This is a genomic window from Sulfitobacter sp. W027, assembly GCF_025143985.1.
Lineage (GTDB): Bacteria > Pseudomonadota > Alphaproteobacteria > Rhodobacterales > Rhodobacteraceae > Sulfitobacter.
Map to the genome: position 1 here is coordinate 30,700 of NZ_CP083564.1, position 15,746 is coordinate 46,445.

A 15,746-nucleotide genomic window follows, 5' to 3' on the forward strand; every position below is an offset into this window, starting at 1 on the left:
ACTCATTCGAAATATACAGTGCGCCACGGCCCATTCAGCTGCGTCCATCTATCCTCAATGATCATCGCTGAAACCACGCTGTCTGGCAACTCGCCTGACTTCCCTTTTCAGCCGATCCAATCGCCGACTTAAGCGAAAAACCGCCTCATTCCGTGCAGATTTACCATATATTCCACCAGTTTGCAGCCAAATAGCATGGGTCGGATCAAAGGCAACGTGATGATAAAGGGCTGTCGGCGAAAGATTGATAAGGGTGACGATCTCCCCAGATTCGACGCGTTTTGCGGCCTTTGCCCGGTCACTTGCCAGTTTTATAGGCCGGGTAAACAACGCCACGCTTCGGCGCGGGCGGGCGGGAAAGGGGCGGAATGCGCTGCGGGCGTCGGGCGGCACCACGCTGTTGTTAAGCGGACGCTCCATGCCCTCGGAGTACCCCTCATCCAAACTGCGCATGAGCCGGGGTATATCGCGCGGCTCTAACCCGCCGCTTATCAGATGACGCAGCAACCGTCGACGCTCCGCTGCGCGCAAAAGCGCCCAGTGGGCGGCATGGTCTGGCGTGGGCAAATGCTTGCGATGGAACACAGCCCAGCTGGCACCGATGTCGAAAAGATCGCGCGGCACGCGGTTGGCGTTGCGCATACGGTTGGCGGCGAAACCGTGATGGACCTCGGCCAATGGCACGATCGCAGTGGCATGGCCCGCCCGCGCCAGCCGCATGTTCAGGTCAGTCTCGTCGAGATAGTAGTGAAAGGCCGGGTCAAAGCCGCCCAACTTTACTAAAACACCGCGCCGAAAAGCCATATTCGTGCCTTCGGTTTTGATTGCCCCATCGGTCGGGGGCAGCAGAATGCTGGGGGTTTCAGTATCTACATTGAGGTTTTCCGGCTCTCCCCGCGCAGTCAGTTGGCGCGCGCGATACTGGAAGGAGATGCCGTTTCGCCCCCGGACGAAACCAGTCATCGCCGCGACTTCGGGCCGTTTCGCAGGTTCGAGCAGATGACGCAGCCATTGCGGCTCTGGCACGGCATCATCGTCGATAAAGGCGACCACCTCCCCCGCGGCCTCGGCAATCCCGAGGTTGCGTGCGGCGGAGATGTTCGGCCTGTCGAACTCTACCAGTTTTAGCGCCCCGGCGAAGGGCATCTCGCGGGCCACGTCGATCCCCGCAGGGTCTGCCACAATGATGACCTCAAAGGGGTCGTATTGAAGCTGCTTCACCCCCGTCAGACAGCGCCGCAATGCCTCGGGCCGCTCCCGGCTGACGATCACGATGCTGACAGGCACGCCGCTTTCCAGCGTGGCACTGACGGGGGTGGTGGTCATTCCAGTCCCATTTTGGCCATCATGGCTTCGAGCTTCGGCACGTCTTCGGGGTTGTTTAACTCCCAGAATTCACGGCCCTTGGCCTCGACCTCTGCACAGAGCACGGCGCGGCCATTTTCGAGGAAGCGGAGCTGTTCCAGCCCCTCCAACAATTCCAAGGGCCCCACGGGCCAGCTAGGATATTGAGCCAAGGCATCAGGGCGGTAGGCATAGACGCCGACATGGTGGAACACCGGGGTCATATCCGTCTCAGAGTAGGGCTTCCCAGTGTAGGGGACGACCTCTTTCGAGAAGTAGAGCGCCTGATTGTCAGCCCCGAAAACCGCCGTCGTACCCCCGACGCGACCCGCTTTGCGGTCGGCCAGAAGACTGTTGAGCGTGGCGCCATCGCAGCGCAGTACGGGGGTGGCGATTTCGGCGTTGGGTTGATCTTTAAGACCTTGCACCAGCCCTTCGACAAACCAATGTGGCGTCAGCGGCGCGTCGCCTTGCAGGTTTACCACGATGTCAAAGCTCCCGCCCAGCGCGGCGTGCGCTTCGGCACAGCGTTCAGTCCCGTTGCCGCAGGTTTCCGAGGTCATCACCACCTCAGCGCCAAAACCTTCGGCAGCTTCGCGGATGCGGTCGTCATCGGTGGCCACCACAACGCGGTCGACGCCCGACACCGCGCAGGCGGCACGCCAGCTGCGCTCAATAAGCGACTGTTTTTTGCCCGTGGCCCCGGTCAGCGCGACAAGCGGTTTGCCGGGGTAGCGGGTCGAGGCATAGCGGGCGGGGATGACAATCAGGACAGACATCAGCCCGCTTTCAACTCAACACCCGGCGCATGGGCGATGAAAAAGGGGTTGGCGAAGTCTTCCTTGCCGTAGGTCAGGGGCATAAGGTCGTCAAAGCGCACTACCGCGCCTCCGGCACCGTTCAATACCGCATGGCCAGCAGCAGTATCCCATTCCATCGTGCGGCCCAGACGCGGGTAGAGATCGGCCTCCCCTGTCGCAACCAGACAGAATTTCAGCGACGACCCCGCCGAGGTCATGTCGCGCACGCCGTATTTGCCGATGTAGTCATCGGTCGCTTGATCGCGGTGCGATTTGGAGGCGACGACCATCAGGGCTGTATTGTCAGGGTTAGAGACTGAAATCACCTTGGTTTCTCCAACCTGATCTTTGGCAAATTCGCCTACTTCTTCCACCGATTGACCGCCAGCTTGGGTAAAGAACATCCGGGACTTGGCGGGTGCATAGACCACGCCACGCGTCGGAACGCCGCCTTCGACCAGTGCGATATTCACCGTGAAATCCCCCCGGCGGTGGACGAACTCTTTGGTGCCATCCAGCGGATCAACGATGAGAAAAGTATCGCCCTTGGCAGAATGGGTCGCCGCCTGCTCCTCGGTCACCAGCATGACTTCGGGAAACGCCGCGCGGAGCCCGTCGGAAATGATCGCATCGGCGGCTTCATCGGCGGCGGTGACGGGGCTGTCGTCAGATTTCGATTTTACCTCGAAGTCATCCTGACCGTAGATCTCCATGATCTTGTCCCCGGCTTCCAATGCCAGACGCCGCATTTCCGCGACCAGTTTCTCGTAATCCATTCTGCCTCCGGCCCTGCGGGCTGTCGTTGCTTCAATTCATCGTTTCCCTTATGCTGTGCAGCTAACGGAACAGCAAGAATTCCGTGCCAAGCTAGGGCTTCGTCAAGGACGCGTGCATGTTCCAATCTTCCAGAAAACCGAAATCGGGTATCGGATCCGCCCTCGCCATTGCGGAGCTGGTTTATCACTCCGTGGTGCGCAACGTGCGCAAGCAGCATAACAACGCCTTCATCGCCATCGCGATGAACATGTTGCAAACGGTGATGTTCGTACTGGCCTTCTATGTGATGTTCTCGATCCTCGGGATGCGCGGATCTGCGGTGCGCGGTGATTTTCTTGTTTATCTGATGTCGGGCATCTTCCTTTATCTCACCCATGTGAAGGCTCTGGGCGCGGTCGCCGGGTCAGAGGGGCCTGCAAGCCCGATGATGCAGCATGCCCCGATGAATACGATCATCGCCATCGCTTCGGCGGCGGTTGGATCGCTTTACATTCAGGTGCTGTCGCTCTTCGTGATCCTGTTTATCTACCATGTCGCAATGACCCCGATCACCATTGATCAGCCCCTCGCCGCTTTTGGGATGGTGCTCACCGCATGGTTCACCGGCTGCGCCTTGGGGCTGGTGATGCTGGCAATTAAACCGTGGTTTCCCTCTTTCGTGACGATTTTTTCAACCGTCTATCAGCGCGCCAATATGATCGCTTCGGGCAAGATGTTCCTCGCCAACTCGCTCCCCGGCTACATGCTGGCAATGTTTGACTGGAACCCACTATTCCACAGCATTGATCAAGCGCGCGGATTTGCCTTTATCAATTACAACCCGCGTTACAGCAATTGGGAGTATCCGCTCTGGGTGGGCCTTGTCCTGCTGATGATCGGGTTGATGGGCGAATTCTATACACGCCGTCATGCGTCGCTCAGTTGGAACGCCCGGCGATGAGGGTGTTGGCCGTCGTCTTGTGTCTCTGGGCGCTTCCTGCCGCCGCAACACAGGACGCATGGCCCGCCTTGTATGACGTGAGCGGCGTGGCAGAAAATGACGCGCTGAACATCCGACAAGCGCCTGATGCTGCCGCGCCGATAATCGGCAGCCTTACCCCCGACGCGGAAGGGATCGAAGTGATCCGCCCCGATGACCACCACGGCTGGGGCTTGGTAAACAGCGGCGTAGGGCGCGGCTGGGTCTCCCTTCGCTACCTCACACGACAACCGGGGCAATGGGCTGGTGCGATGCCACCCGTGGCGCGCTGTGGGGGGACAGAGCCGTTCTGGTCCTTCGACGTGACCGGCGAAACGCTGAGCTATGATGCCGTGACCGATAGCCCGCGCGATTTTCGCATCACTCAGTTCGGGGCGGCGCAGGGACGGCGTGACAGCTTTCATCTGATCGCTAAAGGGCCGCAGGGCGCGGCTATCGCCACGCTGTCAACCCGCGCCTGTAGTGACGGCATGTCGGACCGCGCCTATGGGCTTGCTGTCGACCTCCTTTTACAAGGAAATGACGGTTGGCAACATCAAACAGGTTGCTGTTCACTCAGCCGCTGAAACGACGGACTTTTCAAAAAAGTCCGTCTCCGTTTTCTTTAAAAGAAAACGTCACTCCACCACCCGAAGCGTCAGATTGATCCGCCCCCCTTTAGGCAGCAGTGTCGAGGTGCCGGGTTTAATCCGATCCACCCCGTGATAGGTCAACCGCGCGTCACCGCCCATCACCACCACATCCCCCGATTGCAGCCAGATCGATTCCGTCTTGCCGCCGCGTGTCAGGTTGCCGATCCGAAACAACCCGTCATCCCCCAATGAGACCGACACCACGGGCCATTGAAAGTCTGCCTCATCCCGATCCTGATGCAGGCCCATGCGCGCGTCCGCATCATAATAATTGATCAGACAGCATTCAGGACGCCGCTCCAACCCGGTCAGCTGATCCCAGATCGCCAAAATCGGCGCGGGGATTTCGGGCCACGGCTGCCCGTCGGGGTGTTCGGTGACGTAACGATACCCGCGCCGATCCGAGAACCAGCCATAGCGCCCCGCCGCCGTCATGCGAACCGACATGCGCCCGCCGCGCGGCACCTCAGGGCGAAAGAACGGCGCCTGCCGCACCACGCCCCGCACCGCGTCCAACACTTCTTGCTGAGCGACCCTGCCCAGAAATTCCTTGTGAATATCGAAGCCCCGCAGGCGCAAAGCAGTCATTTTTCGTTCTTCCTCACTCGTTTGGCAAAAACATCACGGAATCGCGACCATCCTGACAAGCCAATGGTTGCAGGGTGCAAATACCCTCCCTATATACGCTCCGAACCGTCGAAGGCACGTGGTCTTCGATGTCAACAGATCGGGGCAGGATGCCAAAAAGGGTCCGCGTCTCGTGTCATCGCCTTAGATTCAAAGAGGGATCGAACATGTCCAAAGTAATCGGTATTGACCTTGGCACCACCAACAGCTGTATCGCCATCATGGATGGCAGCCAGCCGCGTGTGATTGAGAACGCTGAAGGCGCGCGCACAACGCCGTCGATCGTTGCTTTCACCGACGATGAGCGCCTTGTCGGCCAGCCGGCGAAACGCCAGGCGGTCACCAACCCAGAAAACACTGTCTTCGGCGTCAAGCGCCTGATCGGCCGCCGCAATGACGATGCGGATCTGGCCAAAGACAAAAAGAATATGCCGTTCAACGTCATCGACGGCGGCAACGGCGACGCATGGGTCGAAGCCAAAGGTGAGAAATACTCCCCTAGCCAAATCTCGGCCTTCATCCTCGGTAAGATGAAAGAAACCGCAGAAAGCTATCTGGGTGAGGAAGTCTCTCAGGCGGTTATCACCGTGCCTGCATACTTCAACGACGCCCAACGTCAGGCCACCAAAGACGCCGGTAAGATCGCCGGTCTCGAAGTGCTGCGGATCATCAACGAGCCGACAGCCGCTGCGCTGGCCTACGGCCTCGACAAAGAGAACACGCAAACCATCGCGGTCTATGACCTTGGCGGCGGTACATTCGACGTGACCATCCTTGAGATCGACGACGGCCTCTTCGAAGTGAAATCCACCAACGGCGACACGTTCCTCGGTGGTGAAGACTTCGACATGCGCATTGTCAACTATCTTGCTGATGAGTTCAAAAAGGCCAACGGCGTTGACCTCACCAAAGACAAGATGGCGCTACAGCGTCTGAAAGAAGCTGCCGAGAAAGCAAAGATCGAGCTTTCCTCGTCCAGCCAGACCGAGATCAACCAGCCCTTCATCTCGATGGGTAAAGACGGCTCGCCGCTGCACATGGTGATGAAGCTGACCCGTGCCAAGCTGGAAAGCCTCGTGGGTGACCTGATCAAAGCGTCGATGAAGCCCTGCGCCGCAGCGCTGAAGGATGCCGGTCTCTCGGCCTCCGACATCGACGAAGTCGTGCTGGTCGGTGGTATGACCCGTATGCCGAAAGTCGCAGAAGAAGTGACCAAGTTCTTTGGTAAAGAGCCGCACAAGGGTGTGAACCCTGACGAGGTTGTGGCCCTTGGTGCCGCCATTCAGGCCGGTGTTCTGCAAGGCGACGTCAAAGACGTGGTTCTGCTCGACGTGACCCCACTGTCTCTGGGCATCGAAACTCTCGGTGGCGTCTTCACCCGTCTGATCGACCGCAACACCACGATCCCGACGAAGAAGTCTCAGGTTTTCTCGACCGCCGAAGACAACCAGAACGCGGTGACCATCCGGGTCTTCCAGGGTGAGCGTGAGATGGCTGCCGACAACAAGATGCTCGGTGCCTTCAACCTTGAGAACATCCCGCCTGCCCCACGCGGCATGCCGCAGATCGAAGTGACCTTCGACATCGACGCCAACGGCATCGTGTCGGTCGGCGCGCTCGATAAAGGCACCGGCAAAGAGCAGAAGATCACGATCCAAGCGTCGGGCGGTCTGTCGGATGCGGATATCGAAAAGATGGTCAAGGACGCGGAAGAGAACGCCGAGGCGGACAAGTCCCGTCGCGAGCTGATTGAAGCGAAGAACCAAGCGGAATCGCTGATCCACTCGACCGAAAAGTCGATGGAAGAGCATGCCGACAAGGTTGACCCGACCACCGTCGAAGCGATCGAACTGGCCATTGCCGCGCTGAAAGACGAACTGGAAACAGACAACGCCGACAAGATCAAATCCGGCATCCAGAACGTCACCGAAGCTGCCATGAAACTGGGTGAAGCCATCTATAAGGCTGCTCAGGATGAGGGTGGCAACGACGACACGGCGCAGCCTTCGGACGCTCAGCAATCGCAGGGTAGCGATGACGACATTCTCGACGCCGAGTTCGAAGATCTGGACGACGACAAGCGCGCGTAAGCGTGAAACGGAACCTGTGAAAGGGCCGGTCCGTCAGACGGGCCGGCCCATCACGTTCCAGCGCAGGAGCATGATAACCCATGGCAAAACGTGACTACTACGAGGTGCTTGGCGTTGCCAAAGGGGCCTCTGCCGACGAGATCAAGAAGGCCTACCGCAGCAAGGTCAAAGACCTCCACCCCGACCGCAACAAAGACAACCCCAAGGCCGAAGCCCAGTTCAAAGAAGTGGGCGAAGCCTATGACGTCCTGAAAAGTGACGATAAGAAAGCGGCATATGACCGCTACGGCCACGCCGCCTTTGAGAACGGCATGGGCGGCGGGCGTCCGGGCGGCGGCATGGGCGGCGGTCAGGGCGATTTCTCTTCGGCATTTTCCGATGTCTTTGACGATCTCTTCGGTGATTTCATGGGCCAACGCGGAGGCGGCGGCGGTGGCCGTCGCGCCGCGCGCGGCGCCGATTTGCGCTATAACCTGCGCATTTCCCTCGAAGACGCCTTCTCGGGCATGCAAAAGTCGATCACCGTTCCGGCCTCTGTCCAGTGCGATTCTTGTGACGGCAGCGGTGCCGAGGGCGGCGCAGAGCCGACAACCTGCCCCACCTGTTCTGGCATGGGGAAGGTCCGCGCACAGCAGGGTTTCTTCACTGTTGAACGCACCTGTCCAACCTGTTCCGGCATGGGCCAGATCGTCAAGAATCCCTGCAAGAAATGCCGCGGCGCGGGCCGTGTTGAGAAAGAGCGCACGCTTTCGGTCAACATTCCCGCAGGCGTCGAAACCGGCACCCGCATCCGGCTTGCCGGTGAGGGCGAAGCGGGCATGCGCGGCGGGCCGTCGGGTGACCTCTATATCTTTATCGAGGTGGCCGATCATGAACTCTTTGAACGTGACGGGCCGAACCTATTCTGCCGCGTACCGGTATCGATGAGCACCGCCGCTTTGGGTGGTAATATCGAAGTGCCCACCATCGACGGTGGCCGTGGCCGCGTGCAGATTCCCGCAGGCAGCCAATCAGGCCGTCAGATGCGTCTGCGCGGCAAGGGCATGCCGCCGCTACGTGGCGGTGGTGTGGGTGACATGATCATCGAACTGGCGGTGGAAACCCCAGTGAACCTGACCAGCCGTCAGAAAGAACTGCTGCGGGAGTTTGAGGGCGAAGCCCATAACAACAACCCCGAAAGCAGCAATTTCTTCTCTTCTGTTAAATCCTTCTGGGATTCGATGAAGGGTTAAACATTGCGGGGAAGGCGCGGTCGGCCTGCCTTCCCCAACTCCGCGCCATCAAGGTGAATGAGGTTTAAACAGCCTGTTAACCGAATCCTAACCACTTTGGCGCAAAGCTCTGGCCATGACCCGAGCCCCCAGAACCTTGGCTGATCAGCCCCTGCCCTTTTTGATGGACGAAGCGCGCAGACCGCCGTCCAACACCGGGAAACAACCATCCTATATCGCAGATCACCGTCAACGCCTGCGCTGCCGCTTTATAGAGGGGGGCGCGGCGGCGATGCCAGATTATGAAATGCTGGAACTTGTCCTCTTCCGCGCCATCCCCCGCCGCGATGTGAAACCGCTGGCCCGCGAACTGCTGGACCATTTTGGTGATTTCAACCGCGTCATCACAGCACCCGCCGCCCGTTTGCGCGATATCAAAGGCATCGGCGAGGCGGTGATCGTCGAACTTAAGATCGTCGAGGCTGCTGCCCAGCGACTGGCCCGTGCAAAGGTGCTGCAGCGGCATATCGTGTCCTCTTGGGACGCTTTGCTGGACTACTGTCACACCACCATGGCCCATCTGGAGATGGAGCAGTTCCGGGTGCTCTATCTGGACCGCAAGAACGTTCTTATCGCGGACGAAGCACAGGCCAAGGGAACCGTTGATCATGTGCCGGTCTACCCGCGCGAAGTTGCCAAACGCGCGTTAGAACTGAATGCCAGTGCGATCATCCTCGTGCACAACCACCCGTCGGGCGATCCCAGCCCCTCAAGATCGGATATTGACATGACGCGGCAGGTGGCCGCCGCCTGTGACGCTTTGGGGTTAACCCTGCATGATCACCTGATCATCGGCTAATCACGCGAGCTAAGTTTCCGGAGTGAGGGGTACCTTTAGGCACGCGCCCCTCAGCGCACCCAAACCTCAACCCGACGATTGGCCTGACGGCCCCATTCGCTGTCATCGCAGGCAATCGGCATTGCTTCGCCAAAGGCATCCACCCGCAGATCAATACGCGACAGATTGGCGGTAACCGCAGCAGCACTAACCGCACGCTGTACCGCCTCGGCACGGCGCAGCGCGATTTCACGGTTGGCTCTTGCGGCCCCCTCTCCATCGCTGAAGCCCACGAACATCAACCGCCGCGCGTCATACTGGCCCTGCTCCAACGCGCGGGCCAATTGCTGGACGTTGGACCGCGACTGCGCATCCAGCCGGATCGAGCCTGCCTCAAACCGGAACGAGGTCGTCAGCCGCGCCATCGGAACAAGCGTCGCCGTCATGCGCTGCAGCTCTTCTAGCGGGGTCTCGATCCCGGCGGTGATGATCGCATTTGCAAATCGGTTGCCCTGTTCCTCCACCGGGATTTCTTCGGGTGTTTGATCCACGAAGCCAGCGCGACGGATCACGATCTGTGCCGAGGGGCCGCGGGTGAAGGCGAGAAACTCACGCGTAATAAGCGGCAGCCGACGTGCCGGGAAATACAGGAACATCGGCGCAGTCAGCGGGTAATCTTCGGTCTTGATCGTGCGGCGTGCGGCATCCAGCGCAAAGCCGCAGTTGCCACCAAGGGTCAGCACTTCGGTCCCGCCCTGTTCGGCATAGCTGGTGATGCCAAGCGCAAAGACATCCCGCGCAACAGCCTCCGCAAGGGCATCAGGCATTGTATGACGGGTGACATCACCGCTTAGTTCCAGCCCGGCAGGGGTCAGGACCTGATCGACGATGGCTTGGCTCAACCCGCTGTCAGCGGTCGGCAGATGCAATTCAATGGGCGCATCCGGCCCGCCAAGGCGCTGCCAATTCTTGATCTCCCCGGCAAAGACCCGCGCCAAGGTCAGCGGCGAAATTTGTTTTACCGGATTGGACGGGGCCACCACAGGGACCACCGCGTCGAGAGCCAGAACCCGGCTGCGATTGGCGCCGGTCAGATCGCCCAACCCCGCCTCGCGGGCATTGATCCGCTCTTCACGACGCACTTCGCGCAGGGCCATGACGACATCGGCCTCGTCCGCCAGCAAATCAGCGAAACCCTCATTGGTGTTGGTCGCCCGGAAATCAAAACGCGCGGCCAGCTTGCCGTCGTCCTTCCGGTTAAGCAGCAGCGCGAAACGCCCGCCCTCGCCTTCTTCGCGGCTGACGGTATAGCCCTGCCGTTCGGCAAAGGCCTCGATCAGCGCGGGCATCAGCACCGCCCCCATGGTGGCGGAGCCCGAGAAGCGCACCTCGGCCACGAAATCCTCAAGGTTGGGGCAGCCCGGCCCGGTACAGGACACACCGCTGCTGTCGACGGTCAACTCGCCATAGTCGGTCTCGACCCGGTAGAATTCGCCGTCAAAACCCAGCAATGTGCCGCTGAGTTCAACGCTGCCATCGCGCGAGGTCAGCGCGATATCCTGCGCCGCGCCCGTAACCGCCGTAAAAAGCAAAAGTGCGGCGCTGATCGCCGCACGTTTCAACCCGTTCATCTAGACCTACCCGGTTGCGTCAGTTCTGCGCGACTTTCAGGTCTTGGAGCAGATTATTCAACACCAGAAAGTTGCCGACCGCATCACAGTCCGGCACGGCGAGGGTCAGGTTCTGGGTTTTCACCTGATCGCTGCCACGCAATTCCAGCGCCTGTGCTTCGATCTCAAGCCCGCAATTGGCCTCGCTGACCTCTGCCTCAACACTGAGCGCGACATCGCCCTCCTGCGCCGCTGCTGCCACGGGGAAGCTATAGACCTCTGCCATCAGAGGGTCCGAAGTGTCGGTGTCGCCATTGCGCGTCATGAAGCCACCCTCGCCAAGCACAGCCGCGGTCATATCGCGCGGCGCGCCGGACCAGACATGGCCCGCGTCCCCGTAATCGGCGCCGAACTCACGGGCGTGAAGTTCAAAACCCGCAGCGCCTTTCCATTGCAGCACGACACGGTTGAACCCTGACAATTCGGGAACCGAGGTTTGCGCCACGGCACCATCGCCATTGCCAAAGGCAAGAATGAAAACAGCCTCTTCGGCCAAGGCGGGCACGGTGACATTCAACCGCCCCTTGTCGTCCGTCACTTCAGTGAAGATCATCCCGTTGTGGTGCACGGTCAGCCGCTCATTGGGCAGGCAAGCGGCATTCAGCGTCACTTTCACCATTGCAGCGGCCACGGCCTGTGCCTCTGCGACGATATCGCAGGCGGCGGGGATTGTGGCACTATGGCTGTCTGGCGCGGGCGGCAGACTTTGAGGGGCTGCGGCTTTGATCACTTGATTGTCCGGTGTCGGCAGTGCGATGGGACTGTCGAGTGCGGCGGAGGTCAGGATGATGCCCTCAACGTCCAACAATGCGCCGTTGTCGGCCACGGGGCGCGCGGCTTCTGCCGCCCCATAGCGCTGCTGCGCCGTGTCAGAGCTTTGCATCACAAAGCCAATACCCACGGCACAGGCCAAAGTGCCGACAGCCGTCAGAATTTCTTTAGTGCGCCGCATGACAAGTCTCCTTCAACGGATTCGTTAGAGACTTTATGAGCGGGGATCAGGGCCGGGGTATGGCCCTGAAAAGCCAAGTTATGGGCGAAAAGGTGGCGGGCCTATTTGATTTCGCCGTGGCAATGTTTGAACTTTTTGCCAGAGCCACAGGGGCAGAGATCGTTCCGGCCAGGGTTGCCCCATGTGGCGGGGTCGTTCTCATCAAAGCCGGGTGCGGCGGCCTCTGCCTGTTCTGAAGCCTCATCTGCAGCCTCTGTCGCAGCGGCCTGCATGGCGGCCTGACGGGCAGCCATTTCTTGCATCATCTCGCGGCGCTGCTCTTCGCTCATCGGTTGGATTTGGCCCAGTTTCTGGGTCACGTCCTGCCGCAGACTGTCGAGCATCGTCTCGAAAAGCTGGAAGGCTTCGTTCTTATATTCGTTCAACGGATCACGTTGCGCGTAGCTGCGGAAACCCACGACCGAGCGCAGATGTTCCAGCGTCAGCAGATGGTCGCGCCATTTGGTGTCGATGGCCTGCAACAACAGTTGCTTTTCGATGTTGCGCATGTTCTCTTCGCCAAAGGCCTCGGCCTTTTTGGCCATCAGCTCATCCGTGGCTTTCATCAGACGTTCACGAATGACTTCATCATCCACGCCGTCCTCTTCACACCAAGCAATGATCGGCACGTCGACGTTCAGCTGTTCGATCACCGCGGCATAGAAACCTTGAGTGTCCCACTGATCGGCATAGGTCTTGGGCGGCATGTAGGTGTCGATCAGATCGTCGATCACCTGTTCGCGCATGTCGGTGACGATCTCATTCAGATCTTGCGCCTCCATGATGTCGCGGCGCTGGCCAAAGATCACCTTGCGCTGCTCGTTCATCACGTCGTCGAACTTCAGCAGCTGCTTGCGGATGTCGAAGTTACGGCCCTCGACCTTCGCCTGCGCACGCTCCAGCGACTTGTTGACCCAAGGGTGCACAATCGCCTCGCCTTCTTTCAGCCCTAGCGTCGTCAGCACCTTCTCCAACCGCTCAGAGCCGAAGATGCGCATCAAATCATCTTCAAGCGACAGGAAGAAGGAAGTGCGGCCCGGATCACCCTGACGGCCCGAACGGCCCCTCAATTGATTGTCGATCCGACGGCTCTCGTGACGCTCAGACGCCAGCACATAAAGGCCACCGGCCTCTAGCACCTTCTGTTTTTCCTCGGCGTGCTGCGCCTCGATCTGGGCACGGATGTTGGCAGGATCCGCTTCGGGATCAGCGTCCAGCGCATCCAACACTTTCAGCTCGACGTTACCGCCCAACTGAATGTCGGTGCCGCGGCCCGCCATGTTGGTGGCAATGGTCACGGCGCCGAGCTTGCCTGCCTCAGCAATGATCTGCGCCTCTTGCTCGTGCTGGCGGGCGTTGAGCACGTTATGCTCGATCCCGGCAGCGGTCAGCATGGCGCTGAGCTGTTCGGACTTTTCGATCGAGGTGGTGCCGACGAGGCAGGGCTGACCCTTTGCATGGGCCTCTTTCACCTTTTCGATCATCGCCTCGTATTTCTCGCGCGCGGTGCGGTAGACGGCATCGTCTTCGTCGACACGGGCAATCGGCACGTTGGTTGGCACTTCGACCACGCCAAGGCCGTAGATCTCGGCAAACTCCTCGGCTTCGGTCAGGGCCGTTCCGGTCATACCGCCCAGCTTGTCGTAAAGACGGAAGTAGTTTTGGAAGGTGACCGACGCGAGGGTCACGTTCTCAGGTTGGATATCGACGCCCTCTTTGGCCTCAATTGCTTGGTGCAGACCGTCCGAGAGGCGGCGGCCCGGCATCATGCGACCGGTGAATTCGTCGATCAACGTCACAGCGCCATCGCGGACGATGTAATCTTTGTCGCGCTGGAACAGTTTATGCGCACGCAGACCTTGGTTGACGTGGTGCACGATGGTCGTGCTTTCGGGATCATAAAGGGTCATCCCCTCTTCGATCAGATCACGGGCGCGCAACTGCTCTTCGAGGAACTCATTGCCCTCGTCGGTGAAAGTGACGTTGCGGGTCTTCTCGTCGAGCTCGTAATGCTCTTCGGTCAACGAGGGGATCAGCGTGTCGATGATCTGATACATCTCAGAACGGTCCTGCGAGGGACCGGAGATGATCAACGGCGTACGCGCCTCGTCGATCAGGATGCTGTCGACCTCATCCACAACGGCAAAGTTATGCCCACGTTGCAGCATGTCCGACAGGTTCGACTTCATATTGTCGCGCAGGTAGTCGAAGCCCAACTCGTTGTTTGTGGCGTAGGTGATATCGCAAGCATAGGCTGCGCGCTTCTGGTCCTCGGGCATGCCGGAATAGGCAACACCAGTGGTCAAACCCAAAGCGCCAAAGACTTTGCCCATCCACTCCGCGTCACGCTGGGCGAGGTATTCGTTGACGGTGACGATATGCACGCCCTTATGCGTCAGCCCGTTCAGATAGGCGGCAAAGGTCGCGGTCAGGGTCTTGCCTTCACCTGTTTTTTGCTCCGCGATATTGCCCTGATGCAGGAAGATCCCGCCCAGAAGCTGCGTGTCAAAGGCGCGCAGACCCAATGTGCGGCGCGCAGCCTCGCGGCAGTTTGCAAAGGCTTCGGGCAACAGATCGTCAAGGCTTTCGCCCGCTTCGGCGCGCTTGCCCAGCTCGGCGGTGCGCACCTTGATCTCATCATCGCTCAGCTTTTCAAACTCAGGCTCCAGCGCGTTAATCTGTGCCACAAGCGGACGGGTCGCCTTAATTTTCCGGTCGTTTGGCGTGCCAAAGACCTTTTTGGCGATTGTTCCGATACCCAGCATGTAATCTCCCGCCGAAGTTATGGTGTCTTGCGCCGACCCGCTTGCCGAGCGCCATAGCAGCCCATAGATAGTGGATGAGCTCGCGCCTCTCAGCGCCATAAGGCGATGTAAGGGGCGTGCCATACACTGTCAATGTAGCAGCCTTGCTACGAACGAAGCGATTGGACCCAACCATGCAAAAACCCCTCACTTTTCTGTCGTCTTTGGCGCTTGCCGCCGCTGTGGCGCTGCCTGTAGCCGCCCAAGACGAACCGGGTGTCGACACGGTTGTTGCCACAGTCAACGACACCGAAATCACGCTTGGGCATATGCTTGTGGCGCGTGCCACCCTGCCCCAGCAGTACCAGCAATTGCCCGATGACGTGCTGTTCAAAGGCATCCTTGACCAGCTTGTGCAGCAGACAGCCCTTGCCGACAGCTTTACCGGCGAATTGCCGCCACGCGTGACCCTGTCGATCGAAAACGAGACCCGTTCGCTCACCGCTGGTGAGGCGATTGAAGGCGTAATGGCCGAAGATGTCAGCGACGAAGAACTGCAAGCCGCCTATGACGCGCAGTACAAAGACGCCGAGCCTGAGCAGGAATTCAACGCCTCGCATATCCTTGTCGAAACCAAGGAAGAAGCCGACGCGATCAAGTCTGAACTCGACGGCGGCGCGGACTTCGCCGAAGTAGCGAAAGAGAAATCGACCGGCCCCTCCGGCCCCGGCGGCGGTTCCTTGGGGTGGTTCGGCCCCGGAATGATGGTGCCCGCCTTTGAAGAGGCCGTGGCTGGCATGGAAGCCGGCAGCGTGTCTGATCCCGTGGAAACCCAGTTTGGCTGGCATGTGATCAAGCTGAACGAGACCCGCACCGCCGAAGCGCCCGCGCTGGAAGACGTGCGTGAAGAGCTTGAGACCCAAGTGCGTCAGACCAAAGTACAGACAGCCATCGAAAGCATAACCGAGGCCGCCGAGGTCGACCGCAGCGCCGCCGAGGGGATCGACCCTACTGTCCTCAAAAACACCGAATGGCTGAACTAA

Annotated in this window: 13 protein-coding genes; 6 read left to right on the forward strand and 7 right to left on the reverse strand. The window is 59.6% G+C overall.

The genetic code is table 11. The features are described from left to right. Positions 1-54: 54 nt before the first annotated feature. The 3 genes from K3759_RS00130 to cysQ are packed head-to-tail and all read right to left on the reverse strand — an operon-like array spanning position 55 to position 2,920. A complete protein-coding gene (locus tag K3759_RS00130) occupies positions 55-1,326 on the reverse strand; it encodes a glycosyltransferase family 2 protein (RefSeq protein WP_259983487.1) in 1,272 nt (423 codons plus the stop codon). After that, entirely contained in the window at positions 1,323-2,123 is an 801-nt protein-coding gene (locus K3759_RS00135; RefSeq protein WP_259983489.1) for a 3-deoxy-manno-octulosonate cytidylyltransferase, read from the reverse strand. Before K3759_RS00135 ends, K3759_RS00130 begins: the two co-directional genes overlap by 4 nt. Then, positions 2,123-2,920, reverse strand: a complete 798-nt coding sequence (gene cysQ / locus K3759_RS00140) for a 3'(2'),5'-bisphosphate nucleotidase CysQ (RefSeq protein ID WP_259983490.1) — start codon at positions 2,918-2,920, stop codon at positions 2,123-2,125. The genes K3759_RS00135 and cysQ overlap by 1 nt, the downstream gene beginning before the upstream one ends. 116 nt (positions 2,921-3,036) lie before the next feature. Between cysQ and K3759_RS00145 the strand changes: the two genes are divergently transcribed. Both K3759_RS00145 and K3759_RS00150 read left to right on the forward strand, forming a co-directional pair. Next, complete coding sequence (locus tag K3759_RS00145) at positions 3,037-3,861, forward strand: ABC transporter permease (RefSeq protein WP_259983492.1); 825 nt, start codon at positions 3,037-3,039, stop codon at positions 3,859-3,861. Continuing rightward, complete coding sequence (locus K3759_RS00150; RefSeq protein ID WP_259983494.1) at positions 3,858-4,466, forward strand: COG3650 family protein; 609 nt, start codon at positions 3,858-3,860, stop codon at positions 4,464-4,466. The genes K3759_RS00145 and K3759_RS00150 overlap by 4 nt, the downstream gene beginning before the upstream one ends. A gap of 51 nt (positions 4,467-4,517) precedes the next feature. Here the strand turns inward: K3759_RS00150 and K3759_RS00155 are convergent, their stop codons facing one another. Continuing rightward, positions 4,518-5,120: an alpha-ketoglutarate-dependent dioxygenase AlkB gene (locus K3759_RS00155; protein WP_259983495.1), complete on the reverse strand. Its 603-nt coding sequence runs from the start codon at positions 5,118-5,120 to the stop codon at positions 4,518-4,520. 206 nt (positions 5,121-5,326) lie between these two features. Between K3759_RS00155 and dnaK the strand changes: the two genes are divergently transcribed. The 3 genes from dnaK (at position 5,327) to radC (ending at position 9,319) form a co-directional block, all read left to right on the forward strand. Then, complete coding sequence (gene dnaK, locus K3759_RS00160) at positions 5,327-7,249, forward strand: molecular chaperone DnaK (RefSeq protein ID WP_259983496.1); 1,923 nt, start codon at positions 5,327-5,329, stop codon at positions 7,247-7,249. An 80-nt stretch (positions 7,250-7,329) separates the two neighbouring features. Next, positions 7,330-8,481 carry a molecular chaperone DnaJ gene (gene dnaJ / locus K3759_RS00165; protein ID WP_259983498.1) on the forward strand — a complete coding sequence of 384 codons (1,152 nt, stop codon included), beginning with the start codon at positions 7,330-7,332 and terminating at the stop codon, positions 8,479-8,481. Positions 8,482-8,596: 115 nt separating this feature from the next. Next, the gene (gene radC / locus K3759_RS00170; protein WP_409202496.1) at positions 8,597-9,319 is read left to right on the forward strand and encodes a RadC family protein; all 723 of its coding nucleotides are present in this window, start codon (positions 8,597-8,599) and stop codon (positions 9,317-9,319) included. Positions 9,320-9,369: 50 nt separating this feature from the next. Here the strand turns inward: radC and K3759_RS00175 are convergent, their stop codons facing one another. The 3 genes from K3759_RS00175 to secA all read right to left on the reverse strand — a co-directional run bounded on the left by K3759_RS00175 (position 9,370) and on the right by secA (position 14,724). Then, positions 9,370-10,929, reverse strand: coding sequence for a phosphate ABC transporter substrate-binding/OmpA family protein (locus tag K3759_RS00175; protein ID WP_259983500.1), 1,560 nt, complete (start codon positions 10,927-10,929; stop codon positions 9,370-9,372). Positions 10,930-10,948: 19 nt separating this feature from the next. Beyond that, positions 10,949-11,920: a hypothetical protein gene (locus K3759_RS00180; RefSeq protein ID WP_259983502.1), complete on the reverse strand. Its 972-nt coding sequence runs from the start codon at positions 11,918-11,920 to the stop codon at positions 10,949-10,951. Positions 11,921-12,021: 101 nt separating this feature from the next. Continuing rightward, on the reverse strand, positions 12,022-14,724 hold the full coding sequence (gene secA / locus K3759_RS00185) for a preprotein translocase subunit SecA (RefSeq protein ID WP_259983503.1): 2,703 nt from the start codon (positions 14,722-14,724) through the stop codon (positions 12,022-12,024). Between the two features lie 173 nt (positions 14,725-14,897). Here secA and K3759_RS00190 point away from each other — a divergent pair, with 173 nt between their 5' ends. Then, the gene (locus K3759_RS00190; protein ID WP_259983504.1) at positions 14,898-15,746 is read left to right on the forward strand and encodes a peptidylprolyl isomerase; all 849 of its coding nucleotides are present in this window, start codon (positions 14,898-14,900) and stop codon (positions 15,744-15,746) included.